We start from the raw sequence: 26,867 nt of genomic DNA, 5'->3' as shown, positions 1-26,867 counted from the left end.
AGGTAAAACGCCGAACCAATTCGTTCTCAAACTGTTTCAGTCACGTCGATCCGGCAACCGCCGACGACTGGCTTAGCTCTTTCGCGTTCGCATGGAATCGGCTTATCTGAACACTGCCGCCGACGGGAGCCGAAGTTCCTTATGCGCCCCGCGAGAAGTTCGCGGGTATGGCGGAGTACGAACTCGACGAGGTCGACCGGGAGATCCTCGCCGCGCTGCAGGAGGACGCGCGCAACCTCTCCTCGGGGGAGATCGCCGAGCGGACCGACGCCTCGTCGAGCACGGTTCGCAAGCGCATCCAGCGGCTCGAATCGGAGGACGTCGTCAAGGGGTACAGCGCCGACGTCGACTACCAGAAGTCCGGCTACCCGCTCCGGATGTTGCTGTTCTGTACCGCCCCGATCCCCGAGCGGGGCGAACTCATCGACGACATCCTCGACATCCCGGGGGTCGTCTCGGTCCAGGAGCTCGTCACGGGCGAGCAGAACCTCCTCGTGACGGCCGTCGGCGAGTCCGACGACGACATCACGCCGGTCGCGCAGGAACTGCTCGACATGGGGCTGACCGTCGCCGACGAGGTGCTCGTCCGCAGCCACGAGACGACCCCGTTCGACGACTTCTCGGCCGAGTGACCCCCCGCCCGGGCGGCGTCCGCAGTCGACCGGCAGTGACCGGGACCGGACCGCACTCGCTGGCCGACCTACGGTTGCTTCGCTCGTGATCCCAGAGTCGTACCAGTTCGTTCGAAAAGCCGCTACCGAATACCGGTCTGTTCGTCAGCGTCCCCGTTCGGGCTCACACTCGGCTCTGCCCCGCGACTGTTCCACGCCGGCCCGAACCGCACGTGTGTCGACCGAATTGGCGCCCGCTGTCTCGACAGATTCCCGCGTGCGACCGCTGTCCCCGGGAACGCCACCGCGTAGCGGCGCTGCCTGGACGCTCCCCGTGGTCCCCCCAGTTAGGTACCGGGACTGGTCCGTTGTGCTATCCCGCGCCAATGACCATAACGTTCTTTCATCCATCTTCTCCGAACGAATTGTGCGAACCAAAGGTTATAATAACCACATTGTTCTACAAGGGTGTAACGACGACCAGTTCGTGTGGGTCCCGGGACGGAACTCGGTGGCCGCGCGGACTGGTCGGGGACACAACGATGACCGGCCAAACGGGACGGAACGACGACGCAGCGCTCTCGGAGACAGTCTCGCCGCCGACCTCGTTCCTCCCGCGAGCGGCCACGGTCGCGGTCTGGACACTCTTCGTCCTCAGCGCGGGCGCCCTCGCCCTCGTCGTGACGGTCGGCGAGTGGGCGGTCGCGAATCTGGTCGTCGTCGACGGGCTGACCGCCGTGATGTGGGTCGTGGTCACCTTCTTCAGCGGCATCGTCCACAGCTACTCCCGGCGGTACATGGCGGGCGACGCACGCGTCGAGGCCTTCTTCGCCCGGATCTTCGCGTTCACGCTCGTCGTGATGACGATGACCGCGGCGAACCACGTCGCGCTGTTCGCGGGGGCGTGGCTGGCGATGGGGCTCCTCATGGCGTCGCTGGTCGGCCACGTCCGCGGATGGGAGCAGGCCCAGGCGGCCGCCGCCAGCGCCCGCCGGCACTTCCTCGCCAGCAGCGGACTGCTCGTGGTCGGCCTGGCGGTCCTCGTCCGGGCGACCGGCGCGACCTCGATCTCGGGCATCCTCGGGGAAGTCGGGACCCTCTCGCAGCCGGTCGCGCTGGTCGCCGTCGGCGCTATCTTCCTCGCGGCGATGCTCCAGTCGGCCTTGGTCCCGTTCCACACCTGGCTGCTGTCGTCGATGACCGCGCCGACGCCGGCCTCGGCGCTGATGCACGCCGGGTTCGTCAACGCGGGCGGCATCCTGCTGACCCGGTTCGCGCCGCTGCTCGCTGACACGCCGGCGGTCATGTCCGTCATCGTCGTCGTCGGCGCCGTCAGTGCCCTGCTCGGGCAGGCGCTGCTGCTGGTTCAGACGGACATCAAGCGCAAACTGGGCGCCTCGACGGTCGCGCAGATGGGCTTCATGATACTCCAGTGCGGCCTGGGCTTCTTCGCGGCCGCCATCGCCCACCTCGTCCTGCACGGCTTCTACAAGGCGTACCTGTTCCTCTCCTCGGGCGAGGCCGTCGAGCAGACCGCCCCGAAAGAAGCGAAGCGCGACCGGCTGACGCTCCCCGGCGTCGCCGTCGGGCTGCTCACGGCGGTCGGCGGCGGCGCCCTGTTCGCCGTCCTCACCGGGAAGGGGACCGAAATCAACAGCGGGCTCGTCCTGGCACTGGTCGTCGTCCTGACGACCATGCACGCGACGCGGGACGTGCTCCGGCGGTCGACGCTCTCGCCGGTCGCCCGCCTGCTCAGCGTCCCGGTCGTCGTCCTGACGGCCATCGGCGCCTACGGCCTGCTGTTCAACGCCATCTCGACGGTGATCGGCAGCGCGCCGATGGCGAAGGCGCCGACCGAGCTGACGGCCGTCCACGTGGGCGTCGCCGCCCTGTTCGTCCTGTCGTACCTGGCGACGGAGCTCGGCTGGCACCGCTCCAGCGAACGCCTCTACGTCGCCCTGCTGAACCGCTCGCAGCCCCATCCGGACACCATCCTCACCGCCACGGAGGACTACGATGACGCTTGAACGCAGTACCCTGGAAGACAGCATCGACCGCGCGGCCGAGACCGTCGGCTCGGTCTGGCCGCTGCATTCGTTCGTCACGGCCAACCCCCTCGCGGGGTTCGAGGACCGGCCGTTCCACCGCGCGGTGAGCGAGGCCGAGCAGCTGTTCGGCGGCCGCGGCTACCCCCACCCATCCGTCTTCCGGCGGGCCTGGGAGGACGGCCGGATCGACCCGCAGGTGCTGCGCGAGGAACTCGACGCACACGGCGTCTCCGGGACGCCCGAGGCGCTGCTCGAGGAGATGGAGACCGCAGAGGCGGAGCGCGAGCGCGGCAGCGACACCGACGACGCCACCGAGACGGTCGACCGTGTACTCTCGAAGTGGCTCGCCGCGTTCCTCGACCAGGGGCAGGCCCAGTGGTCGATGCCCAACCGCGAGCGCGGTTTCTACGCCGCCTGGCGCAGCCTGGCCCCCCATGACGACGAGATTCCGGGCTGCGACGACCCGTCGGACATCCCGGAGTCGCCGGTCGAGGCGGTCGAGTCGGTCCTCTCGGAGTATCCGGAGGGCCGCTGGGAGGCGATCTTCGAGCACCACCTCGCCGCCATGCCGGGCTGGACCGGGTTCGTCAAGCAGCGCGCCGACGGCCACGCGGGGCCGTGGCAGTCGAAGTACCCCATCTCGCTGCTCGACTACCTCGCCGTCCGGCTGACGCTGGTCGACCTGTTCGACGCACCCGTCGACCCCGACGACAGCGGGGCGGGTGACGAATCCACCGACTACGAGGTGACCGTCGAGCACGACGAGTCCGAGGAGGTTCCACTGGCCGAGATATGGCTGACCGCCTGGGAGAAGAGCTACCGCACCCGCCTGCTCGACGGGATCGACCAGTCGGCCACGGTCGACCAGTCGGTCACGGCCGACCAGTCCGCCGCGGAGCCGTCGACCGACGGCGGCGACGACCGCCCGGCCGCCCAGCTGGTCTTCTGTATCGACACCCGCTCGGAGGTCATCCGCCGCCACATCGAGGAGGCCGGTCCGTACGAGACTCACGGTTACGCCGGCTTCTTCGGCGTCCCGATGCGCTACGAGGGCTACGACTCGGAGGTCGAGATCGACGCCTGCCCGCCCATCGTCGACCCCGAACATCGGGTCACCGAGCGCCCGGAACACGAGGGCGAGGAGGCGGCTCACGACCGCTGGAGCGGGCTGGCGACGGCCGCCCGGGAGCACCTCAAGTCGCTAAAGACCAACGTGGCCGCCGCCTTCACCTTCGTCGAGGGCGGCGGCAGCGCCTACGGCGCGGCGATGGCCGCGCGGACGCTGGTCCCCTCCGCCGTGGCCGACCTCTCCGAGGCCGTCGACGAGCGGGTCCCCTCGGCCGCGGCGTTCTGCGAGCCCGCGCTCGACCGTCCCGAGGAGGGGGGTGACGAGGGAGACCTGCCCCACGGGATGACCCTGGCGGAGAAGGTCGACTGCGCCGAGACGGCCTTCGATCTGATGGGCTGGGAGGAGTTCGGCCGGCTGGTCGTCTTCGCAGGCCACGCCAGCGAGACGACGAACAACCCGTTCGATTCGAGCCTCGACTGCGGCGCCTGCGCCGGCAACCCCGGCGGCCCGAACGCCCGCGCGCTCGCCGCCATCTGCAACGACGAGGAGGTCAGGGCGCAACTCCGCGAGCGCGGCCACGACATCCCCGAGGACACCGTCTTCCTCGCCGGCGAGCACAACACCACCACCGACGAGATCACGCTGTTCGACGGGGGCGTGCCCGAGAGCCACCGCGAGGACCTCGAACGCCTCCGCGCGGACCTCGAGGAAGCGCGGGCCGGGGCCGCGGCCGAGCGCGCGGAGTCGATGGCGGGCGCCGACCCCGACGACGGCGTTCGCGAGACGAAGCGCCGGACGGCCGACTGGGCGGAGACCCGCCCGGAGTGGGGGCTGGCCGGCAACGGGTCGTTCGTCATCGGCCCGCGCGAGCTGACCGAGGGCCGGGACCTCGACGGGCGGGCGTTCCTCCACTCCTACGACTGGTCGACCGACTCCGACGGGGAGGCGCTGGAGGCCATCATGACGGGCCCGCTCGTGGTGACCCAGTGGATCAACAGCCAGTACTACTTCGCGACGGTCGACAACGCCGTCTACGGCAGCGGCTCGAAGGTCACGCAGAACCCCCGCGGCAACATCGGCGTCGTGCAGGGCAACGGCGGCGACCTGATGACCGGCCTCCCGCTCCAGTCGCTGAAGGTCGACAGCGAGCAACCGTACCACCACCCGCTCCGCCTCACGGCGGTTATCCACGCCCCCGTCGAGCGCGTGGCCGACATCCTCGCCCGCCACGAGGAGGTCGCCAGGCTGTTCGACAACGGCTGGCTCTCGCTGACGGTCGTCGACCCGGAGCAGGACAACGCCGCCGTCCACTACCAGGGCGACCTGGAGTGGGAGCGGGCCGCGGCCGCGACGCCGCTCGCCCACTGAGCGGCGCCTCGTCCGTGCTCGCCCACTGAGCGGCGCCTCGTCCGTGCTCGTCCACTGAGAGGGTCCTCACCCACGCTCGCACACGGCGGACCGGAGTCCGGTCCGATCCGACCCCGATCAGTACTCCCAGATCCGGTCGATCCGGTCTGCGACCTCGGGGTGGTCCTCGCGGAGCGGGTCGACGCGCCGCTCGCCGTCGACGTTGACGACGTGGATCTCGCCGCGTTGCCCCTCGTACACGTCCTGGAAGTCGTAGACCGCGCCGACCACGTCGACGGCGTCGGGCACGCGGTCGCTGTCGACGAGGGATTCGACCTGCTGGTCGACGTTGTACTCGACGAGGCGGTCGACCGCCTCGTCCGTGTCGAGCCCGTCCGGCAGCGCCGCGACGCCGGCTTCGAGGTGCGGCGCCAGCAGGCCCAGGTAGTGTTCGATCCCCGCCGGCTCGGAGCCAGCGGCGGTCAGAGCCTGGTAGGCGCCGGTGACGGCGCCGCAGCCGGTGTGACCGACGACGACAGCGGTCTCGGTGCCCGCGTGGGCGATCGGGTAGAGCACGTCGTCGGAGACCTCTGACCCCGCGTCGCCCCGCTGGACGACCCGGTTGCCGATGTTGCCGACAGTGAAGAGGTGGCCCGGCTGTTCGTTGCCCCACATCTCGTCCTGAAGCACCCGCGAGTCCGAGCAGCAGACGGTGACCGCGGCGGGATGCTGGGTCTCCTGTACGTCGTCGAAGCGGTCGGCGAACCGCTCCGTGTGGCGCGCGTTCCCCGCCAGCAGGTCGATGACGGTCCCGTTCATGCGACGACCAACTCGGGCCGGCCGTATAGCTCTTTGACATCGTGTAACAAACTCGCTACCGAGGACGCGGCCGAGCACCGCGGCAGACGACGGCCGGGTGACTCGCTCGCGTCGGGGACACTCCCGGACAGTTCCTGTCAGACCCGGTTCGACTCGAACCACTCGACGGCGTAGTCGACGAGCGCGGGCTGGTCGACCAGCCGCGCCTCGGCGGCGCCGACGGTCCCGCGTTCGACGGCTTCCGGACGCTCGTCCTCGAAGTCCGCACCGAGTTCCGCGAAGTCCGAGGTGTCGGTCTCGATGTCCTCGTACTCGACGCGGACCGCGTCGCCGTCCTCGACCACGGGCGCCTCGTTTGTCGCCCGATCCTTCGGGAACGCGGCGCGGTACTCCGCGAGGTGGACCGAGGTGTTGGTCTCGTAGTCGGTGCCGAGCAGCAGCACCGTCCCGTCGCGGTCGTAGACCTCGGCCAGCGGCGACCCGTCGCCCAGCCCCTCGTCGTAGGCGTGGTCGGCGACGACCGCCTCGGCGTCGGCGCCCCACGCGGCGAACGAGACGGTCGGGTGGCGGCTCCTGACCGTGTCGGGGTAGCCGCGGAAGCACTCGGCGACCGCGCCCATGCCGCGGGTCGGCGTGCTCTCCGGGCGGAAGGGCGGTCGCTCCGCGCGGATCGTCTCGATCCAGTCGTCGGGGACCGGCGGGTTCGACCAGGCCTCCGGGTCGGTGTACTGGCCGGTGTGGGCCGGCATCACGAGCGTCCCCGAGTCGGTGACGACCGCCCGGAGCGCGTCGACGACGGCCTGCGCGTCGCCGCAGACCCAGCCCAGCGCCGAGAGCGACGAGTGGACGAGTAGCGTCTCACCCCGTTCGACGCCGAGATCGCGGAGGTCGTCCACGAGCGTCGAGACGGTGACCGGCTCGTCGACCCGGTCGACGGCGTCGTGTTCGCCCATGCGGCCGGCTTCGAAAAGTGCGGAGTTGAGTGTTTCGGGACCGTGAGAAGGCGTGGCGAGCGGTAGCGGCCTCGGCCGTCAGCCCGCGACGGAGACGGTGACGTTGCCGGCCGTGCCCGACGCGGTGGCGTTGCCGACGAACGACTCGGGACCGGCGAAGACGACGGTCGTCCCGTCGCCGACGCGGGCGAGCCGGTAGACCGTCCCGTCTCCGGTCGGCTGGGCGGCCCGCCAGGACTCGAAGGCGGCGGCGAACTCGTCGGCCTCGCCGGGGTCGTCCCAGCGCAGCGCCCAGGCGAAGGCCGTCCGGCTGGAGTTGTCGGCGTCGTGCAGTCGGGCGATGCTGTCGGTACCCCACCCGGCCGCCGCGGTCGCGGCGGTCGAGCGGTTCAGGTCCGCCCGCAGCATCGTCCGGACGACGATCTCCCCCTTCGTGTCGTAGTGGTCGTAGGGGAAGCGCCACTCGCCGGTCCGATTCACCGACAGCGTGAGGTTCCGTTCGGGTTCCTCGCTCGGCGTGTCGCCGTGGATCAGCTGCTCGCCCGTCACCGGCGTGGGCGTCGAGGGGTCGTACAGCCACGAGACGTTCCGCGGGCTGTCGACCTGCGAGTGGATGTACCGCGCGCCGTAGAGGTAGCGGGCGCGGAACAGCCGGCGGCCCTCGGCGCCGTGCTCGTACTGGTTGCGCAGCTCCTGAGTCTGGTTCCAGGAGGTGTTCAGGTACCGCTCGACGTACTGGTCGGTCACGTAGACCGCCGCGCCCTCGACGAGGCCGGCGGCGACCTGCTGGGAGTCGGTGTCGTCGACGAACCCGCCGAAGTTGCCGGTGTCGACGGCGTCGCTGTGGAACTGCAGCCAGTGGACGTACTCGTGGGCCAGCAGCGTCTTCTGCTGGGTCGCGTTGGCGTCTTTCGGCATCACGACGATGCGCTGGGGGGTCGCCGACCCGTGGTAGACGCTGGTGTTGATGAACCGGTCGCCGTAGCCGAACGTGTCGTAGAACTGGTTCTCCGCCAGCTGGCGGTTGTACCGCTCCAGCGCCGGCATCTCCTCGCGGACGTAGACCGTCGGCGGCTCCACGTCCGTCCCGAGCAGTGCCTGTACGTCCGCGTAGACGGCGTCCGCGTCGACCGAGAGGTCGCCGCCGCGCACCTCGACGTTCGGCTCGTCGCCGTCGTCCGGGGTCGGCGTCGGGGTCGCAGTGGGCGTCGCGGTCGGCGCGGGTGTCGGAGTCGGCGACGGGGTCGCGGTAGTCGTCGGACCCTCGGTCGGCGTAGCCGTCGGGCTATCCGTCGCTGTGGGGGCGGTCGGCGACGACGTGGCGGTCGGCGTCGCCGACGCCGTCGCTGTCGGCGTATCGGTCGGTTCGTCAGTCGATACGTCGGTCTCGGTGGGCGCTCCGGTCCCCTGGCCGCCGAGCAGGCTCCCGCAGCCCGCCAGCAGGAGGAGGGTGACGACGCCCACGGTCGCGACTGTCTGTCTCATCGGTGGGACCGCTGGAGGGCGGTGTGTTCGACGCGTCGACCGGGACGAACGTAGTCCTTTCGGCTGGTCGACAGTATTCCGAACGGTCGGGGAGGGGCGGCGAACAAGGGAGGGGCGGGACGCCCACGCGGGCGCGGGTTCGGCCGGCTACGCGCCGGGGTCGTACGTCTCGGCGAGCGCGTCGAGCTCCTCGTGGTGTTCGGTCGTGTGGGGCGCGGTCAGCGGCGAGACGCTCACCTTCCCGTCGACGACCGCCCGGCGGTCGCTGCCCTCGGGGTCCGGAATCGTCCCGTCAGCCATCCGCTCCCAGATGCGGTCGTGGAGGTGGACGCCGTCTTCCTCCCGGGTCGCGGTCATCTGGTACACCTCGGAGGGGAACGTGACCGCCATCTCCGCCGGACCCCACTCGGCGACGGGCGCGTTGACGTTCAGGTAGTCGGCGTCCTCGAACACGCCGGTCTCCGGGGCGCGCTCGACGAGGTACTCCGTGGCCCGCGCGGCCTCGGCGTAGCTGTCGGGGTCGACCTGCGTCGACTCGAACGCCCCGTCGTCGCGGACCGGGATGTACATCGACACCGAGATCGCCGGCACGTCGAAGAACGTCGCCTCCACGGCCGCCGAGACGGTCCCCGAGCGCCCGAGGACGTACGCCCCGAGGTTCGCGCCCTGGTTGCACCCCGCGACGACGATGTCCGCGTCCGGGACCAGCGAACCGAGGCCCGCGACCGTGCAGTCGGCCGGCGTCCCCTCGATGGCGTGGCCCAGGTCGTGCTCGTGGACAGTCACCTCGTGGGACAGCGACCGCCCGACCGCACTCTGGTCCTCGGCGGGGGCGACGACCGTCACGTCGCCCACGTCGGTCAGCGTGTCGTAGAGCGCCCGGAGGCCGGCGCTCTCGATCCCGTCGTCGTTCGTCAGGAGGATCGACGGTTCGTCCATACGCCTCCTGTCGGCGGTACCGGCAAAAGTACACCGAACGCATCGACGGCCCGCTCTGTTCGGCGCCCCGCGACCACGGGCGCGACGGAAACGCTATTTTGCCCCCCGTTCGATCGTCCGACGATGTCCGGGCCCGAACCGGCCGTCGGTGACGCCGTGCTGGTCGACATCGGTGACGGCGAACGGATCAAGGGGACGATTCGCGAACGGACGAAGACGCACGCGACGGTCGACTGCGAGCGGCAGTTCGACGTCGATAGCAATCTGGAGGGGATGCCACCGGCCGACGAGTCGGTCGTCGTCACGCTCGACCAAGTCCTGAAACGGTTCGACGAGTAGCCGGGCGCGACGAACGCGTCCGCCGAAACCGGCCCGATAGTCGTCCCGCGGGTCGCTCTACACCGGGATCCGGTCGACGACCGCTTCGCCGTCGATCACGAGGTTGACGGCGTCCTCGTCGTCGTTCCAGAGGACGAGGGCGTTCTCGACGGCGAGCACGTCGCCGTACTCGGCGGTCAGGAGGTCGCGGTTGAGCGTCGACTCGTCGGTGAGCACGGCGAAGTGGTCGACCTCCTGGCTGCCGTCGCTCACCCGGAATAGCGGGTAACCGTCGTCGGACAGATCACGGCTGAGCTTCGCGAAGTAGACGTTCGCCCGCTCGGTGATCAGGTCGTCGGTGTCGGCCAGCCTGGCGACCCGCGAGTCGTCCGGCGTGAAGTCGACGCGCCGCCGACCGTCCGTCCGGAGGTAGGTGTAGGCGTACTGCACGTCGGCGTTCTCGAACTCACCGTCGCGGCGCTCGGGGCCGTCGAGGCCGACTTCGCCGGGGTCGCCGCCGTCGAGTCGGCGCTGGAAGACTGGCACCTCGATGTCGGGCTCGACCTCGAACGACCAGCAGTCGTCCTCGGGCGTCTCGCCGGGCCACAAGCGGACATCCGGTCCGTAGATCGTCAGCGGTCCGCGGTCGGCGACCGCCCGCTCGACCTCTCGCAGGCCGATGGCAGTGTTGCGGTCCGCGGGGGCGAGCCCGACGATGGTGCCGTCCTCGGCCAGCGCGTCGGCGTAGCGGCGGACGACGGCTTCGGGGTCGTCCAGTTCGCTCAGGACGTTCGAGAAGAGGATCACGTCGAAGCCGGTGTCGCCGTCGTCGGAGTCGCCGTCGCCAGAGCGGTCCGGGTCGGTTACGCCGGCGACCGCACCGGGCTCGAACGCCTCCGCCGTCTCGCGGTGGACCGTGTGGTGGAAGTTCCGGCCCGTCTCGTCGAGCAGGTCCGCCAGCACGTCGGCGGCGTCGCTCGGTTCGACGGCGTGGTAGTCGACGAGCGCGTCCTCGGGAACGAGGTCGTGCAGGCCGAGCGCCGGTCCGCCGACGCCGGCGCCTACGTCGAGGACGCGCAGGCGCTTCGGGAGGGGACCCTCGCGAGCGAGGTCAGCGAGGACGTACTGGGCGACGGCGTAGTAGTCCGGGAGGTGATAGAGCGCGTACGCAAGCGCCGTCTCGCCGTCGTACTCGACGGCGCGCTGGTTGTAGTAGTCGTCTTTGAACGAGCGGATCCGCTCGCGCAGGCGGTCGCCCGAGTCGCCGTCGGGCCAGCCCGGGCCGTACTCGGCCACCAGCCGGTCCTCCAGGGTCCGGCCGTACTCGACCGGGAAGGTCTCGACCCCGTGGAAGGATACGGAGAGGGGTTCCTCCTCGACGGGTTCGAAGGTCCCGTCCTCGCGCTCGACGAGGCCCAGGTCGACCGCGGACTCGCGGAGCACCTGCGCGACCGCGGCCGGGTGGGGTTGGCCGTCGACGTACTCGTAGATCTCCTCGGGGTCGACGGGCCGGACCTGCCGGAGGTACTTCGCGTTCGAGCGAACCTGTTCCCGCTGGTCGTCGTTCATGGTTCGCCCCCGTCAGCGCCACCGCTTCTGTCCTCGTCTGTGCTACCGCTTCCGTCCTCGTCCGCGCTCGGTGGCAGTGCCGTCCCGGCGTCGCGGTACAGTTCCTCGAAGGTCTCGCGGTCGGCCTCGGCCACCTGCCGGGCGGCGTCGGCGACGCTCTCGGCGCCGTCGAAGGCCTCCTGGATGTCGGCGTAGACGCCAGGGTCGTTGCCGGTGACGGTCCCCAGCACGTCGAACAGCGCCTCCGAGACCGGCGTTTCGAACTCGTCGGCCACGGGTTCGGCGGCGATGCCGAACGCGAGCACGGCCGCGTGGGCGCGCGCCTGGACGGTTTCCATCGCCCGGTCGTGCTCCCGGGCGGTCGTCTCGAAGCAGTCGTTGCCGGCGTCGACCAGCGCCGCGCGGAGCTCGTCGGTCACGGGGCCGGGCGCGTCGGCGACGACGGCGACGTTGCCGGGCGCCCTGGCCGCCGCGAACAGCGGGTGGAAGCTCACCCGTTCGAGGTCCGGGCCGCCCGCCGCCATCGCCTCGACGGCGGGTCCCATCACGCCGGCCACGTCGACCATCGCCCGGTCGGCGCGGTCGGCGTAGGCCGGGACGACGGAGTCGAGCGCCGGGATCGGCACCGCGAAACAGACCACGTCGAAGGTCTCGTCGGTGTCCGTCGGGACGGCCCGGGCGGTCGTCGAAGCAGACGCGCCCGCGTCGCCCGGATCGCCGAGTGCGTCGGCGGCCTCGCGCGCGGCGCCCGGGTCGGTGTCGGTGAACGCGACCGCCGGCGGGTCGGGGGTCCCGGCGGCGACCGTCCGGGCGAACCACCGCCCCATCTCGCCGGCGCCGACCACGAGCAGGTTCATGCGCCCGGCTACTGTGGCCCGTTCCAAAAGCCGTTCGGTCACCCGACTCCCGGTCGCCGTATGTCAACGTGTCCCGCTCTGAAAACGCTTATCAGTCCGCCCGCAGATATCCAGGCCATGAGACGCGTCCGCTTTCGCGATTCTGCCGGCAACGTCCGCGGCGGTCGGTGGACCGTCAGGGACGGCGAGGAGGTGGTCACCGCCGCCGCGGGCCCGTACGGGCGCATCGCCTTCGGCGACGAGACGTTCGACCCCGAGGAGGTGGACGTGCTCGCCCCCTGCGAACCGACCAAGATCGTCTGCGTCGGCCGCAACTACGCCGACCACGCCGACGAGCGCGACGAGGAGATCCCCGACCGCCCGCTGCTCTTTCTCAAGACGCCCAACACCGTCGCCACCCACAACAGCACAGTCACGCTCCCCGCCGGCAAGGAGCGGGTCGAACACGAGGCCGAGCTCGGCGTCGTCATCGGCGAGCGCTGCCGCAACGTCGACGCCGCCACCGCCGAGGACGTGATCGCCGGCTACACCCCGTTCAACGACCTCTCCAATCGCGACGACCAGGACCGCGAGCAGAACTGGGTCCGCGGCAAGGCCTTCGACGGCGCCGCCCCGATGGGCCCGGTCATCGCCACGCCCGAACACCTCTCCGAGGACGCGACTATCGAGGCCCGCGTCAACGGCGAGGTCCGCCAGTCCGCGTCCATCGACAGGATGATCTTCTCGATCCCGGAACTCATCGAGGAGATAACGACCTACATGACCCTCGAACCGGGCGACGTGATCGCCACCGGCACCCCCGAGGGCGTCGGCCCGCTCGCCGACGGCGACGAGGTCGAGATCGAGATCGACGACGTGGGGACGCTCCGGCACTCGGTGCGGTTCCCGGACGGATAGAGACGGCCCCGGGCTCCTGTCGACCGCGGGTTCAGACCTCGTATTCGTCCTGTCGCAGTTGCACGTACTTCCCGTCGCGGAAGCCCCGTTTAGTCCACTTGTAGTCGGCGACGAGCTTCAGCGCCGTCGTGCCCGACTTCAGGGCGCCGCCCCAGTCGTAGCCGCCCCGGTTTTTCATCGCCCGGGTCGCGGCGAAGACGCGGTCCCAGTCGGCCGGTTCCCAGCCGCGGACGACCTCCGCGAAGGTGACGTTCCTGAGGATCTCCTCCCCGATGGCCTCTTTCCAGCGGCCGTTGTACCGCAGCAGCTGGTCGTTGGCGGCGAGTTCGCCGGCGATCTTGCCCGTGCGGACGGCCACGTGGTCGCCGCCCTCGTGGAACGCCGAGGTGGTGCCCATCGCGCCGCCGACGACCGCGATACCCGCGCTCGTGGGCGAGTCGATCGGCCGCGTCGAGGAGATGGGATAGGCTTCGGTGCCGCGCTGTTTGCCGCGGTCCTCGACCAGCGGGAAGTCGTCGAGGTCGTAGCCCGGATACTCCCGTTCGAGCAGGCGCCGCAGGTAGACCGCGCCCGCCGGGATCTGCTCGTCGTCCGGTTCGAGGAGGGCGTACGATTCGGGGTCGTCCACGTCGTCCAGGTCCATCCCGATCGGCATCGTCAGGCCGACGCGGGCGACGTTGTCGTCGTTCGGGAAGATCCACGGGTAGGCGGTGTGGCCCGGGATGACGCCCCACCAGAACTTGATGTGGGCGGGGTCGAACAGCTCCTCGGGGATCCGTCGGTGCTCCTGATAGGCGATGTGGTTTGCCTGGTCGGGGGAGAGATAGTCGGAGACGCTCCGATCGCCGGGGAGGAACTGGTCGAGGACGCCCGTCGTGACCGTCCGCTGTGGGCCGTCGGCGAGGACGAGATAGTCGGCGCCGATCGCTTCGCCGTCGGCGAGTTGAAGGGTGTGGCGCGGGTCGCCCGAGAGGTCGGTCTCGACGGCGTTGACGCTCGTCCCGACGCGATACCGGCCGCCCGCGTCCTCGGCGCGGTCGCGCAGCCAGTCGTCGAACTTCGCGCGGTGGAAGGCGAACCCGAAGTGGTCGTAGGAGGACCCGATCCCGGTCGATTCCAGCGTCACGGACTCGGAGGGGCCGATGAACTCGGCGCCGTCGAGGACGCTCAAGATCACGTCGTCGGGGATCTCCTCGGCCGGGACGTCCATGATATCCAGCCAGTAGTCGAGCATCCCGGCGGCGTCCGTCGAGTCGGGGCCGAGGCGGTCGCGGTCAGCCCGCGGGACGCCCTTCTCGACGACGACGGCGTCGGCCCCCTCGTCGGCGGCCGCCCACGCCGCCGCGGTGCCGGCCGGGCCGCCGCCGACGATCGCAACGTCTGCGCGGTCCATACGCCTACCCCCGCCCCCTCGGAGTATAAATCCCCCTCCATTCGGACCGGTCCGCCGGCCCGAAGCGACCGCGCGTCTTCGTCCCGCCCGACCGCCGAGACGGGTACCAACCGTTCGAAAGGCCAGCCATATGGGCGCGCCTGTCCAACCGCCGGCGATGCCAGACCTGATGGACACGTTTCTGGAGAACCGCTGGATGGTCCAGCCGAACCACGCCAACTCCCTGGGGACCACCCACGGCGGGAACGTGCTCAAGTGGATGGACGAGGTCGGCGCGATGGCTGCCATGCGCTTCGCCGGCCGCGACTGCGTCACCGCCCGGATGGACCAGGTCGACTTCAAACAGCCCATCCCCGTCGGCGAGACCGCCCTCGTCGAGGCCTACGTCTACGAGACCGGCCGCTCCAGCGTCCGCGTCCGCCTGCGCGTCTTCCGCGAGGACCCCCGCTCGGGCGAGCGGGAGCTCACCACCGAATCCTACTCCGTCTACGTCGCCATCGACGACGACCGCGAGCCCGTCGAGGTGCCCGCCCTCACCGTCGCCACCGACGAGGGCCGGCGCCTCCGCGAGGCGGCGCTCAACGGCGACAACAAGGACAGCGCCACCTGAGACACCGGTGGCGCGGTCCGCCGACGAGTGCGCCCGGGTAGCGCCGACGACTGCGCGTCGACTCGACCCGCCGATGCACGTGGACTTATCCGCCGGCCCCGCCTATCCCGGGGTATGACTCTCGACGTCGACCCGCCGGACCCGCCGGAGCTCGAGACCATCGACCCCAACGAGTACGAGGACGCGCAGGTCGTCGACGACACCGACTACCGCCGCGACGAGATCGAGGGGTACCTCCGCGAGGGCGCCTGGGAGCGCGCCTTCGAGAACTGGGCCGCCGACGCGTCGATGAGCGCCGAGGACTACCGGATCGTCGCCGACCTGGACCTGTTCGAGCGGTTCGACTTCTTCTGGGACTCCTACGCCGAGCGCGTCGGCTACCACGCCCCCGGGCTCCCGGAGGACTGGAAGCAGATGGACATCCACCCGGACCTGGACTCGTGGGGGACCGTCTCGTCCATCAACGCCGGGCTGACCGAACTCGGCCAGGAGGTCTGCGACGTGCTCAAAGACGAGTACATCGAGTGGGAGACCGAATACGAGGCGCCCGACGACCTCCCCGACTTCGGGGAGTAGCTCGCGTCGCGCCCGGTCCGCCCGTCTTCACTCCCGCGGGACCGCGACGTTCTTCATTCGACCGCCACACTCCGGGCAGGCGCCGACGGTCTCCTCGGTCGTCACCCTGTGCAGACACTCGACGCACTCGTACCTGGACTTCTCCACCGTGTACGGATCGTCACTGAACATACGAAGTATGTGAACACTCGTCATGAAAAGCGTTCCTGCAAGGAAATTCTAGGAATATAAATCCGTTTCGAGGGTGCATCCGTCCAGTCGTAGTTCGTGGTCGTCCTGTCGGTGGCTGGTCCGAGAGCCGCCCCGTCCCGTCGGTGAGCCCGACGGTCCGGACCCGAGCCCACGAGATTCATTACCCCCCACGACAGAGAGTGGTGTATGACAACCATCGTCCCCCCGAGGGAACGCGAGTGCGAGCGCTGCGGACGAACCGACACCTGGGACGACGACTCCGGCACCTGGACCGTCGTCGAGGAGGACGGCGAGCGCCTGGCCGGCGACCCCTACTGCCTCCACGAGTGGGACATCAACGGCGCGTACAACCCGCTCGAAGAGGGCGCCTGAACGGTCGGATCGAGAGGTAGCGGCCGCTCGTCGGTTTTCGCCCGAACGGGAGAAGCCAGGGCAGGGATTTGAACCCCGGGAGTCTCGATTACAAGTCGAGTGCTTGAACCACCCAAGCTCCCCTGGCGCAAGTAGGCGTTACTCGCCCTCCTTTGAGTGGGTATCGGTTTCGAGCGGTTTCTCCAGCTGGACGCGGTGGCTGTCGTAGCCGTGGCGGCGGTAGAACCGCCGGGCGGCGAGGTTGTCGGCCATCGCCTCCAGCGTGACCGTGTCGGCGCCGAGCGATCCGAGCCGCCGCTCGGCGGTCGCGAGCAACTCGCCGCCGATCCCCTCCTCGCGCCGTTCCGGGACGACGTAGAGGTTCTCCACGACGCCCTGGGTCACGTCCATCTCGTAGCTGCCGCGGTTGAGCGTGAACATGACGAAGCCGACGACGGCGTCGTCGTCGGTGGCGACGACGAGGCGGTCGGTGACGGCGTGGCGGGCCAGCTCGTCGGCGACCGAACTCCGGTTGCGCTCCCCGAGGACGTGCGAGTCGTGCTGGGTCTGCTCCTCGGCGAGGGCGACCCACAGGTCGGTGACGGTCTCGGCCTGTGCCACCGAGGCGAGCTCGATCTCCATCCGGTGGTCGGACGGTGGAGGGCGACCGACTAAGGTTTTCGGCCGGCAGGCGTCGAAGAGTTTTATCCCCTCCGCGTCTCCACTGCCTGTAAGGTATGTTTGCCAACCACACGATCCGGGACTCGGGTTCGGGTCGGGCACGGCTGGTGGGAGCCGCGGGGTCGCGTCCGTCGCGCGAACGGGGACCGACCGGGCGGGGGACGACCGAGCGGAAGACGACCGGGCGGGGGGCGCCACAGTCGAGCCATGGCGACCGCTGAGCGCGTCGCCGCCCTCCGGCTGGAGGTCGCCGAGCGGCCGAAGACGGCGCTGTTCGGCCTGTTCCTCGTCGGGCTCGCGGTCGACCTCCTGCTGAAGGTCTTCGGGGTCGAGGTGGCGGTCGGGTCGGTCAAACTCTTCGGGGGGACGCTGGCCGCGAGCCGGCTGGTGACGCTCGTCTGGGACGGCGTCGTCGTCGGCCTGGGGATCGGGCTGGCCGGGATCGGCCTGTCGATGACCTACAGCATCCTGAGCTTCGCGAACTTCGCCCACGGCGACTACATCACCACCGGCGCGTTCGCCGGCTGGGCCGTCGCGTGGGTGGTCGCCGGGCTCGGTGCGGGAGTCCTCGACGGCAACTTCCTCTACCTCGCGACGGTCGGGTTCGGCCCCGAGGGCCCCAGCGCGGCGGACCTGTCGGTCAACGCGGTGGGCAACCCGCTGGCGGTCGCCGCCGGGCTCGTCGTCGCGGTCGTCGCGACGGTCGCCGTCTCGCTCGTCCTCGACCGGCTGGTCTTCCGGCCGATGCGCGACCAGAGCGGGATCGCCGTGCTGATCGCGAGCATCGGCGTCGCGCTGGCGCTGCGGTACCTGCTCGTCTTCGTCTTCGGCGCCTCCAACCGCGGGCTGACCGCCGGCGGCCCGAAACTGATCCTCGCCGGCGTGAGCGGCAAGCTGGCGTTCGCGACCGAGCGGTCGACGATCATCCTCGCGAGCGACGGGAGCCCGCCGGCCGACGCCTTCTACGTCGAACTGCCGGGACCGACGTTCGGGAGCTACACCGCCGAGATCCTCTCGGTCACCAGCGCCGAGGCGACGCTGGTCGCCACGTCGCTGGCGCTGATGGTCGCGCTGCACCTCGCGCTCCAGCGGACGAAACTCGGCAAGGCGATGCGCGCGATGGCCGACAACGAGGACCTGGCGCGCGTCACCGGTATCCCGACCGAACGCGTCGTCCGCGCGACCTGGATAATCGGGGGCGGCCTCGCGGGCGCCGCCGGCTACCTGATGGCGCTCGAACAGGGGACGCTGTCGTACAACCTCGGCTGGGTGCTACTCCTCCTGATCTTCGCCGCCGTCATCCTGGGCGGGATCGGGTCGATCTACGGCGCGATGGTCGGCGGCCTGCTCATCGGGCTCACCCAGTCCGTCTCGCTGGTGTGGATCCCGTCGTCGTTCTCGACGGCGGCGGCGTTCGCGATCATGATCCTCGTGCTCGTGATACGGCCGGACGGCCTCTTCGGGGGGGTGACCACCGCATGAGCGGGACGGACGGCGCGTCGACCGCGACCGCGGGAGCGGGCACCGTCGACCGGCTCAGGGCCGAACTGCGCGACGGCGACGCCGGGCTGGTCGCCCTCGTCATGGCCGGTATCTACGTGCTGTTCACGATATTCGCCGTCCTCGGCCCCTCACAGGGCGTCGGCGGCGTCGTCGCCGTGCTCCAGCGGGTCACCTTCTGGACGGCGCTGTACGCGATGCTCGTCCTCGCCCTCAATCTCCACTGGGGCTACGCCGGCCTGTTCAACATCGGCGTCGCGGGCTTCATGGCCGTCGGCGTCTACACGTTCGCCGCGATCACCGCCCCGACCGGCGGGAACCCCCCGGGGCTCGGCCTGCCGCTGTGGGTCGGCGTCGTCGGCGGAATGGCGATGGCCGCCGTCGCCGGCGCCGTCATCTCCCTGCCGGCGCTGCGCCTCCGGGCGGACTACCTCGCCATCGTCACCGTCGCGTTCTCGGAGATCGTCCGCCTCTCGCTGCTGTCGACGACGTTCCAGCAGTTCACGCTGTTCGCGAACGTCCCCTTCCTCCCCGAGGTTCCGCTCGGCAGCGGCGCCGGCCGCGGGATCAACATCCCGATCAACCCGACGATTCCAGTCAAGTCGCTGTTCTACACGAACCCGACGAACCCCGCGAGCGGGAGCCGGACGGCGCTCGGCGAGGCCGTGATCTCGGCGTTCGGGGCCGTCGGCGTCAGGGAGACGGTCGTCGTCTCGCTGGCGTACACCGCCGTCCTGCTCGCGTTCGTCGCCCTGTTCTACTGGCTGCTCCGCCGGATCGGCAACTCGCCGTTCGGCCGGGTCCTGAAGGCCATCCGCGAGGACGAACTCGTCGCCAACTCGCTGGGCAAGGACACCCGGCTGTTCAAGGTGAAGGTGTTCATGGTCGGCTGCGCGCTGATGGGCCTCGGCGGGATCCTCTGGGAGACCCAGAAGGGGTTCACCGACCCCACGTCGACGACGTTCCTGCCGATCCAGACGTTCTACATCTTCATCGCGCTGATGATCGGGGGCGCGGGCTCGAACACCGGGAGCGTCCTCGGCGGCGCGCTGTTCGCCAGCCTGCTCTTCCTGGGGCCCCAGCAGGTCGCCGGCATCTTCACGAAGTACTTCGTCGGCGGCGACGCGCCGAGCACGTTCGCCGCGGCCCTCGGCCCGGTCGGGTCGCTGGACTTCGGGCCGCTGTTCGCCTACACGGTCCAGAACGTCCCGTCGCTACGGTTCGTGCTCGTCGGCGTCGTCCTGATCGTCCTGATGCAGCGGCGGCCGACCGGCCTGCTCGGCCACCGCAAGGAGGTCGCAGCGAGCGTCGACCTTGCCAAGCGCGGCGGGCGACCCGGTGGCGAGGGCGCCCGACCGGCGGCCGACGGGGGCGGACTGGACGATGGAGACGAACCGACCGACGAGAGGGCCGACCGCTCCGACAGAGGTGAGAGCGATGAGTGACGACCGCCCGACCGCCGACGCGGCCGAGACGACCGGGGCGCCCGGCGCGACCGCGGCCGATACTGACGAGACCGCCGCGGACGCCGACGCCGACACCGGAGACGCCGAGTCGGCGACGCCCGGGAGCGCGGAGCGCGACGGCCTCGACCCGGCCGACGCGTCGCTGGTCGTCGAGGACCTCTCGAAGCGCTTCGGCGGCATCGACGCCGTCGACGAGGCCTCCTTCGCCGTCGAGCGGGGGACGCTGACGGGGCTCATCGGCCCGAACGGCGCCGGCAAGTCGACGACGTTCGACCTGGTCACCGGCGTCCACGAGCCGGACGGCGGGCGGGTCACGTTCGAGGGACGGGACATCACCGGCTACCGGACGGCCGAGGTCGCCAGCGAGGGGCTCGTCCGGACCTTCCAGATCGCCCGCGAACTGGAGGAGATGACCGTGCTGGAGAACCTGATGCTCGCCCCGCGGAACCAGTCGGGCGAGAGGCTGGTCAACGCGGTCGCGCCCGGCCTGCGCGGTCGGGTCCGCGAGGAGGAGCGCGAGCTGCGCGAGGAGGTGTGGGAGACGCTGGAGCTGTTCGAGATCGACCACCTCGCCGAGGAGTACGCCGGCAACCTCAGCGGCGGCCAGCGGAAGCTGCTCGAACTCGCGCGGGCGCTGATGGTCGACCCCTCGATGCTGTTGCTGGACGAGCCGTTCGCCGGCGTCAACCCGACGCTGGAGGAGAAGCTGCTCGACCGCGTCCACGAGCTGCGCGAGGCGGGGTTGACCTTCCTGCTGGTCGAACACGACATGGACCTCATCATGGAACACTGCGAACACGTCATCGTCATGCACCAGGGGCGCGTCCTCGCCGAGGGAACGCCCGCCGAGATCCGCTCGAACGAACGCGTCGTCGACGCCTACCTGGGGGAGGAGATATGAGCGACGCCGGGGACCCCGATGCAGGCGAGACCGACGCCGCCGCGACCGGCGCGGCGGCTGCGGGGACGCTCGACGACTCGCTGCTGGCGGTCCGGAGTCTCGACGCCGGCTACGGCGACCTGCAGATCCTGACGGACGTGGACCTGGACGTCGACGACGGCGAGTACGTCACCATCGTCGGCCCGAACGGCGCGGGCAAGTCGACGGTCATGAAATCGGTCTTCGGGCTGACCAACGTCTTCGGCGGGTCGGTCACCTTCGACGGCGAGGAGATCACCGACGAGCCGCCGGAGTCGATGGTCCACCACGGGCTCGGGTACGTCCCCCAGAGCGAGAACGTCTTCGCCGGCCTGTCCGTCCGGGAGAACCTGGAGATGGGCGCGTACATCCGCGAGGAGTTCCCCGAGGAGGCGCTGGACGCGGTCTACGACCGGTTCCCGATCCTCGAGGAGCGCGAGGACCAGCGCGCCGGGACGCTGTCGGGCGGCCAGCAGCAGATGCTCGCGATGGGGCGGGCGCTGATGCTCGACCCCGACCTCCTCCTTCTCGACGAGCCCTCCGCGGGGCTCGCGCCGGACCTGGTCGAGGACCTGTTCGACCGCATCGACGCGATCAACGAGGCGGGGACGGCGGTCCTGATGGTCGAGCAGAACGCCAAGGAGGCGCTGCGCCGCTGCGACCGTGGGTACGTCCTCGTCCAGGGGGAGAACCGCTTCGTCGACTCCGGGGAGGCGCTGCTGGCCGACGAGAACGTGCGCCAGCAGTTCCTCGGCGGGTAAGCGGACGCGAAAAGCGGGGGCGGCGACCGCCGCGTCAGGGAGAGTAGTCGATGTTCTCGATGACCTCGAAGCCGCCCTCCTCGTAGCGGTAGTACTGGTAGGTGGCGGCGGCGATGTCGCCCACGTCGTCGAACTCGATGGCGCTGGAGGCGCCCTGGTAGTTGACCTCGGTACCGCTCGCGGCCATCTCCAGCCCCTCGGCGAGGTTCTCGGGGGTGACGGTCTCGCCGCCCTCGTTGGCGACCGCCTGCATCTGGTCGCGGATCGCCTCGCCGCTGTTCTCGCCGGCCGCGGCGTTCGCGAGCGCGAGCACGGCGACGGCGTCGAACGACTGCCCGGTGAACGGGCTCTCCGAGGGGTCGCTGTCGTAGGCCTCCTGGTAGAGCGAGTCGAACGTCTCCCGGCCGGGGCCGGTCGAGGTCGGGGCGGTCCCCCAGACGTTGCGCATCGAGTTGCCCACGTCGCCCGGCAGGCTGCCGCTCTGGAGGCCGTCCGGGACGATGATGTCGCAGAAGTCCTGGGAGTAGTCGTCGTAGAAGTCCCGGAAGATCTGGACGCCGCTGTCCGGGTAGCCGACGATCATCAGGAGATCCGGCTGGTCCTGCAGCGCCGAACTCAGCTGCGAGGTGTACGACCCCGCGCCCGGCTCGAAGCTGACCTCCTGCTGGACGGTGCCGCCGGCGTCCTCCCAGGCGGAGGCGTAGGCGTCGGCCAGCCCCTGTCCGTAGTCGTTGTTCAGCGCGAGCGTCGCGGTCGTCGACGCCTCCAGGCGCTCGCGGCCGATCTGGGTCATCACCTCGGCCTGGAGCGCGTCCGTCGGCGTCGTCCGGTAGAGGTAGCCGTTGTCCTCCAGGTCGGTGATCGCCGGCGACGTGCTCGCGGGCGAGCACTGGACGACGCCGTTCGGGACCGTCACGTTGTTGGCCGTCTGGATGGTCACCGTCGAGGACAGCGCGCCGGCGATCATCGGATACCCCGCCGAGACGAGCGACTCGGCGGCGGTGATCCCGGTGTTGGGGTCCGTCGCCGTGTCCTCGAACTGGTAGTCGACCGTGAACGTGTCGCTCTCCTCGTCCATGTAGTCGGCCGCCAGCTCCGCGGCCTGGCGGATCGGCGGGCCCAGGTCCGACAGCTGGCCGGTCACCCCCATCAGGATCCCCAGCCTGATCGTCCGCGACTCGACGCCGTCCCCGCCGTCGCCGCCCATGGCTTCCGTCCCCTCCGGCTCGGGCGTCTCGGTCGGGGTCGACTCCGGCGTGTCGCCGCCGTCACCATCGTCACCGCCGTCGCCGCCATCCCCACCGTCACCCTCCGTCGGGGTGTCCTCGCCCGCCTGCGCACACCCGGCCAGGCCGGCGACACCCGCGACACCGAGTCCCCTGAGCACCTTCCGTCGACGTATCTTGCGAGACATCTCACTGTGTGCCTTGTCAACCAGCCACTATAAAGGTGTCCCACGACCTGTCACGTTCCCGCCTGGATTCGAGCGCCGGAGAGGTCCGTCAAACCGCTGGAAGAAGCGTCAGCATCCGCCGTCCGATCTGCGGGCGCCGAACGTACCAGAACGCGCTCATGTAACGAGTGCTTACCCGTCGAGGCCGCCCCAGGCGGGTGGCCACGACGCGCTCGTCGGGGGGCGGGCGCGTCAGATATCCCGACAGTCGGGGCAGAGCAGCTGGCCGTTGAACGTCGACAGCTCCCGGGAGAGCGACCCGCAGGCCTCGCACAGCGACTGGTCCTCGAAGTGGGAGTCCTCGCCCCGTCGCGAGTCCGCCTGTTCGACCCCCTGCTCGCCCCGGCCCTGGGTGACGCCGGCGACCGCCCGCTCGCGGTCGGCAGGCGCGGCCTCGTTCGCGGTCGGTGCGAACGGCGAGGCGGTCAGCAGGTCGCGCTCGGTCAGGACGCCCAGCGGCTCGTCGCCGTCGGAGACGAGGACGCGCTGGGTCGACCCCGCGGACAGCCGGTCGGCCGCCTCGGCGATGGTCAGGTCCGGCGGGACCGTCGGCACCTCGTCGGTCATCGCCTCCGCGGCGGTCGGCGGGTCGCCCTCGCGGTCGACGAACGCCGCCAGCGCGTCCCGCTCGGTGACGACCCCGACAGGGTCGCTCCCGCGCAGGACGACGGCGCTGTCGACCCCCTCCTCCAGCATCAACTCGGCCGTCTGCCCGAGGTCGTCGCCCTCGCTGACCCCGACGAACTCGCGGTCCATCACCTCCCGGACGCTCGCGTCTCGTTGCATGTGTGGACGTTTACCACACTGCGTCTAAAAGCTACCTGCACCACGCTTAAGACGGCACGCGACGTAATTTGGCGGTCGGTTCCGGCGGGCTGAGACCCCGGATCGACCGGTCAGGCGGAGGGGTCGGGCTCGTCGGCGGCCCAGTCGACGTGTACGTCCTCGCCGGTCGCGCGACACTCCTCCAGCGCGTGTTTGGCGGCCATCCCGGCGTCCTGGGCGACCTCCCCGCGACCCACGCCGACCTTGAGTTCCACGTCGACAGCGTCGCGGACGTGGTCGACCGCGTCCTGATACTCCGCGGGGTCCATCTCCGAGCAGACGGCGATGACGTTGTCGCCGCCGACGAAGAAGGAGAGGGAGTCGTACGCCCGCCGCATGTACCGCATCAGCTCGGCGTAGCCCTGTTCGATCTGGATGAACGTGTCGAACTCGTTGAGCTCGTCGGTGTACTTGCCGGTCGCGTCGTTCACGTCGAAGTGGGCGATCTGCACGTCCTCGTCGGTCCGGAACTCCTCGTCGATGGTCCGCCCGCGCAGGATCTCCCGGCGGGACTTGTCCTGCGCGCTGCCGGCCTCCTGCAGTGCTTCCGTGGCGGTCCCGAGCGCCTCGGCGGGCGTCGTCCCCGTGGCGACGCTGAGGCTCATCGTGACCGGGTAGCGGTTGGCGACCGACTCCTGGATGAGCGCGTGGTCGTCCTCGTCGAGGCCGTTCGTGACGGCGATCATGTTGTCGAACCGCGAGAAGAAGACGTAGCCGCCGCGGTTGCCGACCAGCTGCGAGAGGTCGGCGTACAGCCGCGACTGCAGCGTCTGGAGGTCGACCTCCCGCCGGGGCTCGGGCGTGACGGTCCAGGGGCCGTAGTTGTCGATCTGGACGTGCGTTACCTGCGTGTTCGTCACAGTACCCGGCGGTTGGGTAGCTGCCTGTATTGCTCTTTCCGTTCGGCCGCGCGCGTGCGCCGCTGTGTCGGGGCGAGCCGCGCCGGTGGCCCCGCTCCGGCCTCACTCCGGCGCGACGCGGTCGTCGGTACGCCCGTCGGCATCGCCTTCGTCGGTATCGCCCCGGTCGGCGTCGTGCCCACCGTCGCCGAGGACGCGCGAGTCCGCCGTCGCCAGTTCCACGGTGCCGACCAGCGAGTCGTACCGCACGACGCCGGTCGCGGTCAGCTTCGGGAGGTGCTCCTGGAACAGGTCCCGCCGGGCCCCGTCGACGGCCTCGTCGGGGACCGCGTCGGCCGGCTCGTCGCGCTCGGCGGCGACGACGTGGCTCGCCAGGTCCGAGACCGGGACCTCGCCCCGCTCGGCGAGTTCGGCCAGTACCCGCCGGCGACGCTCGCTCGCGCGAAGGTCCGCGACCGCCGAGGCGGGGAGGCGGTCGCCCTCGGTGTCGTCCCCCGTCACGGGATCGTCCGTCTCACCGCCGTCCGTCGCCGGTGTCGCTCCTTCCGTCTCGCCGTCGGCGCCGTCGGATCGTACCATGGTCGTTCGACCCGGATCCTACGCGCCGCCCGCTTTAGTATGTGTCGCGATAGCACACCGCAATGACGTGACCCGGAACGGGTAGCCACGTCGTTATACGGCGCCTGAACCCGCCGCGGCTCCGGGGACGGTCGATACCACTATGGGCCGGCCGGGCGACCGGCACGGTACATGCAAGTCGTCCTGCTGACGGCCGGGGAGGGAACCCGGATGCGTCCGCTGACGGAGTCGCTGCCCAAGCCGATGCTGCCGGTCGCCGACCAGCCGCTGGTCGCCCACGGCGCCGACGCGGCCGTCGACGCCGGCGCCTCGGAACTGGTCCTCGTGGTGGGCTACGAGGCCGAGGCGGTCAGGGCGTACTTCGGCGACGAGTACCGGGGCGTCCCCGTCGAGTACGCCGTCCAGGAAGAGCAGCTCGGGACCGCACACGCGGTCGACTGCGCGCGCGAACACCTCGAGGGGCCGTTCGTCGTCCTCAACGGCGACGACCTCTACGACCGCGCGAGCGTCGCGGCGCTGCTCGACGCCGACGGCCCCGCCGTCGGCACCTACCGCGTCGACGACCCGACCAGCTACGGCGTCTTCGAGGTCGAGGACGGCGTCGTCACCGGCATCGTCGAGAAGCCGGCGGATCCGCCCACCGACCTCGTCAACGTCGGTGCCTACCGGTTCCCGGCCGAGGCCCGGGAGTGGCTGGACGTGCCGATGAGCGAGCGCGGCGAACACGAGATCACGGACGTGCTCTCGCGGGTCATCGACGAGCGCTCGGTCCGGACCGTCGCGGTCGAGCGCTGGCTGGGCTGTGGCCGACCCTGGGAACTGCTCGAAGCGAACGAGTGGAAACTCGGCGAACTCGACCGCGACCTCCGGGGCGAGGTCCACGAGTCGGCGGACCTGCGGGGCGACGTGGTCGTCGAGGAGGGCGCCACCGTCGACGCCGGCGTCGTCGTCGAGGGGCCGGCGCTGATCCGGGAGGGCGCCGAAGTGGGGCCGAACGCCTACGTCCGCGGGGCGACGCTCCTCGCGGAGGATACCCACGTCGGCAACGCCGTGGAGGTCAAAAACAGTGTGATCATGGCGGGTACCCACGTCCCCCACCACTCCTACGTCGGCGACAGCGTGCTCGGCCGGGACGTGAACTTCGGCGCGGGGACGAAGGTGGCGAACCTCCGCCACGACGGCGGCGACGTGTACTTCACCGTCAAGGGCGAGCGCGTCTCGACGGGCCGCCGGAAGTTCGGCGTCGTCGCCGGCGACGGCGTCAAGACCGGGATCAACACGAGCCTCAATCCCGGCGTGCGGCTCTCCGCCGGCGCGACGACGACGCCCGGCGAGTCCGTGACGCGGGACCGTTGAGCGGCCGCCGACGGAGCGACGGAGCCGCGAGCGGGGCGCGTGTGCCCGGCGGGTTCCGTAGCTCTCGAGCCGGCGTCGATGTATGCGGTTAAGTGGGTCCGTACACACGGGTCGGACACGATGGTCGACCCCACGTCCGATCTCAACGAAGACGTATCCGAGGAGGAGGCGCCGACGTGCGCCGTCTGCGGTGCGGCGCTGGTACAGGACCCCGACCACCGGGTCGTCACGCGCGTCGACGACGGCCAGGTCGAGACGACGCACTTCTGCAGCGAGGCCCACCGCGCGGAGTGGACCGGTTGACCCGTCGGATATGCCTTGTTGAATCCGCGGACGACGTAGCGATCACTCCTTGATGGCTTGTTCGAGGTTGTAGACCGCAGCGGTCAACACCAGTTCACGGAACTGGCGGTACCAGGCGCTTGGCCCGACA

At 70.4% G+C, this 26,867-nt stretch carries 27 protein-coding genes, 1 tRNA gene and 1 pseudogene; 15 read left to right on the top strand and 14 right to left on the bottom strand.

Annotated features, from left to right (window positions below):
• The 4 genes and pseudogenes from ACMGFG_RS23630 to ACMGFG_RS23615 form a co-directional block, all read left to right on the top strand.
• A pseudogene (locus ACMGFG_RS23630) lies at positions 1-110 on the top strand (IS6 family transposase); the annotation flags it as partial.
• A 57-nt stretch (positions 111-167) separates the two neighbouring features.
• Positions 168-632 carry an Lrp/AsnC family transcriptional regulator gene (locus ACMGFG_RS23625; protein WP_436932745.1) on the top strand — a complete coding sequence of 155 codons (465 nt, stop codon included), beginning with the start codon at positions 168-170 and terminating at the stop codon, positions 630-632.
• 521 nt (positions 633-1,153) lie between these two features.
• Positions 1,154-2,638 carry a proton-conducting transporter transmembrane domain-containing protein gene (locus ACMGFG_RS23620; protein ID WP_436932744.1) on the top strand — a complete coding sequence of 495 codons (1,485 nt, stop codon included), beginning with the start codon at positions 1,154-1,156 and terminating at the stop codon, positions 2,636-2,638.
• Complete coding sequence (locus tag ACMGFG_RS23615) at positions 2,628-5,096, top strand: DUF2309 domain-containing protein (RefSeq protein WP_436932743.1); 2,469 nt, start codon at positions 2,628-2,630, stop codon at positions 5,094-5,096. The genes ACMGFG_RS23620 and ACMGFG_RS23615 overlap by 11 nt, the downstream gene beginning before the upstream one ends.
• A gap of 117 nt (positions 5,097-5,213) precedes the next feature.
• Here the strand turns inward: ACMGFG_RS23615 and ACMGFG_RS23610 are convergent, their stop codons facing one another.
• The 4 genes from ACMGFG_RS23610 to surE all read right to left on the bottom strand — a co-directional run bounded on the left by ACMGFG_RS23610 (position 5,214) and on the right by surE (position 9,271).
• Entirely contained in the window at positions 5,214-5,894 is a 681-nt protein-coding gene (locus tag ACMGFG_RS23610; protein WP_436932742.1) for a carbonic anhydrase, read from the bottom strand.
• Between the two features lie 137 nt (positions 5,895-6,031).
• Entirely contained in the window at positions 6,032-6,847 is an 816-nt protein-coding gene (locus ACMGFG_RS23605) for an AAC(3) family N-acetyltransferase (protein WP_436932741.1), read from the bottom strand.
• A gap of 78 nt (positions 6,848-6,925) precedes the next feature.
• Complete coding sequence (locus tag ACMGFG_RS23600) at positions 6,926-8,332, bottom strand: hypothetical protein (protein WP_436932740.1); 1,407 nt, start codon at positions 8,330-8,332, stop codon at positions 6,926-6,928.
• A gap of 147 nt (positions 8,333-8,479) precedes the next feature.
• Positions 8,480-9,271 (bottom strand): 5'/3'-nucleotidase SurE, encoded by a 792-nt coding sequence (gene surE, locus ACMGFG_RS23595; protein ID WP_436932739.1) that lies wholly within the window; start codon positions 9,269-9,271, stop codon positions 8,480-8,482.
• A gap of 123 nt (positions 9,272-9,394) precedes the next feature.
• Between surE and ACMGFG_RS23590 the strand changes: the two genes are divergently transcribed.
• Positions 9,395-9,610, top strand: a complete 216-nt coding sequence (locus ACMGFG_RS23590) for a hypothetical protein (protein WP_436932738.1) — start codon at positions 9,395-9,397, stop codon at positions 9,608-9,610.
• A gap of 57 nt (positions 9,611-9,667) precedes the next feature.
• On the opposite strand, the gene ACMGFG_RS23585 is transcribed toward ACMGFG_RS23590, so the two are convergent.
• A complete protein-coding gene (locus tag ACMGFG_RS23585) occupies positions 9,668-11,158 on the bottom strand; it encodes a small ribosomal subunit Rsm22 family protein (RefSeq protein ID WP_436932737.1) in 1,491 nt (496 codons plus the stop codon).
• Positions 11,155-12,015, bottom strand: a complete 861-nt coding sequence (locus tag ACMGFG_RS23580) for a prephenate dehydrogenase (protein WP_436932736.1) — start codon at positions 12,013-12,015, stop codon at positions 11,155-11,157. Before ACMGFG_RS23580 ends, ACMGFG_RS23585 begins: the two co-directional genes overlap by 4 nt.
• A 117-nt stretch (positions 12,016-12,132) precedes the next feature.
• Here ACMGFG_RS23580 and ACMGFG_RS23575 point away from each other — a divergent pair, with 117 nt between their 5' ends.
• Entirely contained in the window at positions 12,133-12,912 is a 780-nt protein-coding gene (locus ACMGFG_RS23575; RefSeq protein ID WP_436932735.1) for a fumarylacetoacetate hydrolase family protein, read from the top strand.
• 31 nt (positions 12,913-12,943) lie between these two features.
• Here the strand turns inward: ACMGFG_RS23575 and ACMGFG_RS23570 are convergent, their stop codons facing one another.
• On the bottom strand, positions 12,944-14,305 hold the full coding sequence (locus ACMGFG_RS23570; RefSeq protein WP_436932734.1) for an NAD(P)/FAD-dependent oxidoreductase: 1,362 nt from the start codon (positions 14,303-14,305) through the stop codon (positions 12,944-12,946).
• A gap of 157 nt (positions 14,306-14,462) precedes the next feature.
• On the opposite strand from ACMGFG_RS23570, the gene ACMGFG_RS23565 reads away from it, so the two are divergent.
• Positions 14,463-14,915: an acyl-CoA thioesterase gene (locus ACMGFG_RS23565; protein ID WP_436932733.1), complete on the top strand. Its 453-nt coding sequence runs from the start codon at positions 14,463-14,465 to the stop codon at positions 14,913-14,915.
• Positions 14,916-15,029: 114 nt separating this feature from the next.
• Positions 15,030-15,491 carry a DUF7992 family protein gene (locus tag ACMGFG_RS23560; RefSeq protein WP_436932732.1) on the top strand — a complete coding sequence of 154 codons (462 nt, stop codon included), beginning with the start codon at positions 15,030-15,032 and terminating at the stop codon, positions 15,489-15,491.
• A 27-nt stretch (positions 15,492-15,518) separates the two neighbouring features.
• Here the strand turns inward: ACMGFG_RS23560 and ACMGFG_RS23555 are convergent, their stop codons facing one another.
• Positions 15,519-15,662 (bottom strand): rubrerythrin-like domain-containing protein, encoded by a 144-nt coding sequence (locus ACMGFG_RS23555; RefSeq protein WP_436932731.1) that lies wholly within the window; start codon positions 15,660-15,662, stop codon positions 15,519-15,521.
• Positions 15,663-15,869: 207 nt separating this feature from the next.
• On the opposite strand from ACMGFG_RS23555, the gene ACMGFG_RS23550 reads away from it, so the two are divergent.
• On the top strand, positions 15,870-16,055 hold the full coding sequence (locus ACMGFG_RS23550) for an HEWD family protein (protein ID WP_436932730.1): 186 nt from the start codon (positions 15,870-15,872) through the stop codon (positions 16,053-16,055).
• A 53-nt stretch (positions 16,056-16,108) separates the two neighbouring features.
• Here ACMGFG_RS23550 and ACMGFG_RS23545 read toward each other — a convergent pair.
• Together ACMGFG_RS23545 and ACMGFG_RS23540 are read right to left on the bottom strand one after the other, a co-directional pair.
• Positions 16,109-16,182: transfer RNA gene (locus ACMGFG_RS23545), tRNA-Thr, on the bottom strand.
• A gap of 11 nt (positions 16,183-16,193) precedes the next feature.
• The gene (locus tag ACMGFG_RS23540) at positions 16,194-16,676 is read right to left on the bottom strand and encodes a GNAT family N-acetyltransferase (protein ID WP_436932729.1); all 483 of its coding nucleotides are present in this window, start codon (positions 16,674-16,676) and stop codon (positions 16,194-16,196) included.
• Positions 16,677-16,922: 246 nt separating this feature from the next.
• Between ACMGFG_RS23540 and ACMGFG_RS23535 the strand changes: the two genes are divergently transcribed.
• Genes ACMGFG_RS23535 through ACMGFG_RS23520 form a run of 4 tightly spaced genes read left to right on the top strand, consistent with a single transcriptional unit; the run spans position 16,923 to position 21,361 of the window.
• Positions 16,923-18,197, top strand: a complete 1,275-nt coding sequence (locus tag ACMGFG_RS23535; RefSeq protein WP_436932728.1) for a branched-chain amino acid ABC transporter permease — start codon at positions 16,923-16,925, stop codon at positions 18,195-18,197.
• Positions 18,194-19,660 carry a branched-chain amino acid ABC transporter permease gene (locus tag ACMGFG_RS23530; RefSeq protein ID WP_436932727.1) on the top strand — a complete coding sequence of 489 codons (1,467 nt, stop codon included), beginning with the start codon at positions 18,194-18,196 and terminating at the stop codon, positions 19,658-19,660. The genes ACMGFG_RS23535 and ACMGFG_RS23530 overlap by 4 nt, the downstream gene beginning before the upstream one ends.
• A complete protein-coding gene (locus tag ACMGFG_RS23525; protein WP_436932726.1) occupies positions 19,653-20,582 on the top strand; it encodes an ABC transporter ATP-binding protein in 930 nt (309 codons plus the stop codon). The genes ACMGFG_RS23530 and ACMGFG_RS23525 overlap by 8 nt, the downstream gene beginning before the upstream one ends.
• Positions 20,579-21,361 (top strand): ABC transporter ATP-binding protein, encoded by a 783-nt coding sequence (locus ACMGFG_RS23520; protein ID WP_436932725.1) that lies wholly within the window; start codon positions 20,579-20,581, stop codon positions 21,359-21,361. Before ACMGFG_RS23525 ends, ACMGFG_RS23520 begins: the two co-directional genes overlap by 4 nt.
• A 34-nt stretch (positions 21,362-21,395) precedes the next feature.
• Here ACMGFG_RS23520 and ACMGFG_RS23515 read toward each other — a convergent pair whose 3' ends face one another.
• The 4 genes from ACMGFG_RS23515 to ACMGFG_RS23500 all read right to left on the bottom strand — a co-directional run bounded on the left by ACMGFG_RS23515 (position 21,396) and on the right by ACMGFG_RS23500 (position 25,078).
• On the bottom strand, positions 21,396-22,775 hold the full coding sequence (locus ACMGFG_RS23515; protein WP_436932724.1) for an ABC transporter substrate-binding protein: 1,380 nt from the start codon (positions 22,773-22,775) through the stop codon (positions 21,396-21,398).
• Between the two features lie 231 nt (positions 22,776-23,006).
• Positions 23,007-23,600, bottom strand: coding sequence for a CBS domain-containing protein (locus ACMGFG_RS23510; protein ID WP_436932723.1), 594 nt, complete (start codon positions 23,598-23,600; stop codon positions 23,007-23,009).
• A gap of 110 nt (positions 23,601-23,710) precedes the next feature.
• On the bottom strand, positions 23,711-24,499 hold the full coding sequence (locus tag ACMGFG_RS23505; RefSeq protein ID WP_436932722.1) for a GTP cyclohydrolase III: 789 nt from the start codon (positions 24,497-24,499) through the stop codon (positions 23,711-23,713).
• A gap of 102 nt (positions 24,500-24,601) precedes the next feature.
• Entirely contained in the window at positions 24,602-25,078 is a 477-nt protein-coding gene (locus ACMGFG_RS23500; protein ID WP_436932721.1) for a DUF7344 domain-containing protein, read from the bottom strand.
• A 171-nt stretch (positions 25,079-25,249) separates the two neighbouring features.
• Here ACMGFG_RS23500 and glmU point away from each other — a divergent pair, with 171 nt between their 5' ends.
• Positions 25,250-26,434, top strand: a complete 1,185-nt coding sequence (glmU, locus tag ACMGFG_RS23495; protein ID WP_436932720.1) for a bifunctional sugar-1-phosphate nucleotidylyltransferase/acetyltransferase — start codon at positions 25,250-25,252, stop codon at positions 26,432-26,434.
• A 120-nt stretch (positions 26,435-26,554) separates the two neighbouring features.
• On the top strand, positions 26,555-26,737 hold the full coding sequence (locus ACMGFG_RS23490) for a DUF7576 family protein (protein WP_135363319.1): 183 nt from the start codon (positions 26,555-26,557) through the stop codon (positions 26,735-26,737).
• Positions 26,738-26,867 lie beyond the last annotated feature (130 nt).

This window comes from Halosimplex halobium (genome assembly GCF_051414055.1).
Taxonomy (GTDB): domain Archaea; phylum Halobacteriota; class Halobacteria; order Halobacteriales; family Haloarculaceae; genus Halosimplex; species Halosimplex halobium.
This window is presented reverse-complemented; position numbering and strand designations above follow the sequence as displayed.

Coding starts and splice junctions, on each gene's coding strand:
- ACMGFG_RS23570 (WP_436932734.1), bottom strand. CDS start 14,305: ATGGACCGCGCAGACGTTGCGATCGTCGGCGGCGGCCCGGCCGGCACC.
- ACMGFG_RS23510 (WP_436932723.1), bottom strand. CDS start 23,600: ATGCAACGAGACGCGAGCGTCCGGGAGGTGATGGACCGCGAGTTCGTC.
- ACMGFG_RS23550 (WP_436932730.1), top strand. CDS start 15,870: ATGACAACCATCGTCCCCCCGAGGGAACGCGAGTGCGAGCGCTGCGGA.
- ACMGFG_RS23500 (WP_436932721.1), bottom strand. CDS start 25,078: ATGGTACGATCCGACGGCGCCGACGGCGAGACGGAAGGAGCGACACCG.
- ACMGFG_RS23540 (WP_436932729.1), bottom strand. CDS start 16,676: ATGGAGATCGAGCTCGCCTCGGTGGCACAGGCCGAGACCGTCACCGAC.
- ACMGFG_RS23520 (WP_436932725.1), top strand. CDS start 20,579: ATGAGCGACGCCGGGGACCCCGATGCAGGCGAGACCGACGCCGCCGCG.
- ACMGFG_RS23600 (WP_436932740.1), bottom strand. CDS start 8,332: ATGAGACAGACAGTCGCGACCGTGGGCGTCGTCACCCTCCTCCTGCTG.
- ACMGFG_RS23535 (WP_436932728.1), top strand. CDS start 16,923: ATGGCGACCGCTGAGCGCGTCGCCGCCCTCCGGCTGGAGGTCGCCGAG.
- ACMGFG_RS23615 (WP_436932743.1), top strand. CDS start 2,628: ATGACGCTTGAACGCAGTACCCTGGAAGACAGCATCGACCGCGCGGCC.
- surE (WP_436932739.1), bottom strand. CDS start 9,271: ATGGACGAACCGTCGATCCTCCTGACGAACGACGACGGGATCGAGAGC.
- ACMGFG_RS23580 (WP_436932736.1), bottom strand. CDS start 12,015: ATGAACCTGCTCGTGGTCGGCGCCGGCGAGATGGGGCGGTGGTTCGCC.
- ACMGFG_RS23625 (WP_436932745.1), top strand. CDS start 168: ATGGCGGAGTACGAACTCGACGAGGTCGACCGGGAGATCCTCGCCGCG.
- ACMGFG_RS23605 (WP_436932741.1), bottom strand. CDS start 6,847: ATGGGCGAACACGACGCCGTCGACCGGGTCGACGAGCCGGTCACCGTC.
- ACMGFG_RS23575 (WP_436932735.1), top strand. CDS start 12,133: ATGAGACGCGTCCGCTTTCGCGATTCTGCCGGCAACGTCCGCGGCGGT.
- ACMGFG_RS23620 (WP_436932744.1), top strand. CDS start 1,154: ATGACCGGCCAAACGGGACGGAACGACGACGCAGCGCTCTCGGAGACA.
- ACMGFG_RS23515 (WP_436932724.1), bottom strand. CDS start 22,775: ATGTCTCGCAAGATACGTCGACGGAAGGTGCTCAGGGGACTCGGTGTC.
- glmU (WP_436932720.1), top strand. CDS start 25,250: ATGCAAGTCGTCCTGCTGACGGCCGGGGAGGGAACCCGGATGCGTCCG.
- ACMGFG_RS23530 (WP_436932727.1), top strand. CDS start 18,194: ATGAGCGGGACGGACGGCGCGTCGACCGCGACCGCGGGAGCGGGCACC.
- ACMGFG_RS23525 (WP_436932726.1), top strand. CDS start 19,653: ATGAGTGACGACCGCCCGACCGCCGACGCGGCCGAGACGACCGGGGCG.
- ACMGFG_RS23585 (WP_436932737.1), bottom strand. CDS start 11,158: ATGAACGACGACCAGCGGGAACAGGTTCGCTCGAACGCGAAGTACCTC.
- ACMGFG_RS23560 (WP_436932732.1), top strand. CDS start 15,030: ATGACTCTCGACGTCGACCCGCCGGACCCGCCGGAGCTCGAGACCATC.
- ACMGFG_RS23590 (WP_436932738.1), top strand. CDS start 9,395: ATGTCCGGGCCCGAACCGGCCGTCGGTGACGCCGTGCTGGTCGACATC.
- ACMGFG_RS23565 (WP_436932733.1), top strand. CDS start 14,463: ATGCCAGACCTGATGGACACGTTTCTGGAGAACCGCTGGATGGTCCAG.
- ACMGFG_RS23490 (WP_135363319.1), top strand. CDS start 26,555: ATGGTCGACCCCACGTCCGATCTCAACGAAGACGTATCCGAGGAGGAG.
- ACMGFG_RS23555 (WP_436932731.1), bottom strand. CDS start 15,662: ATGTTCAGTGACGATCCGTACACGGTGGAGAAGTCCAGGTACGAGTGC.
- ACMGFG_RS23610 (WP_436932742.1), bottom strand. CDS start 5,894: ATGAACGGGACCGTCATCGACCTGCTGGCGGGGAACGCGCGCCACACG.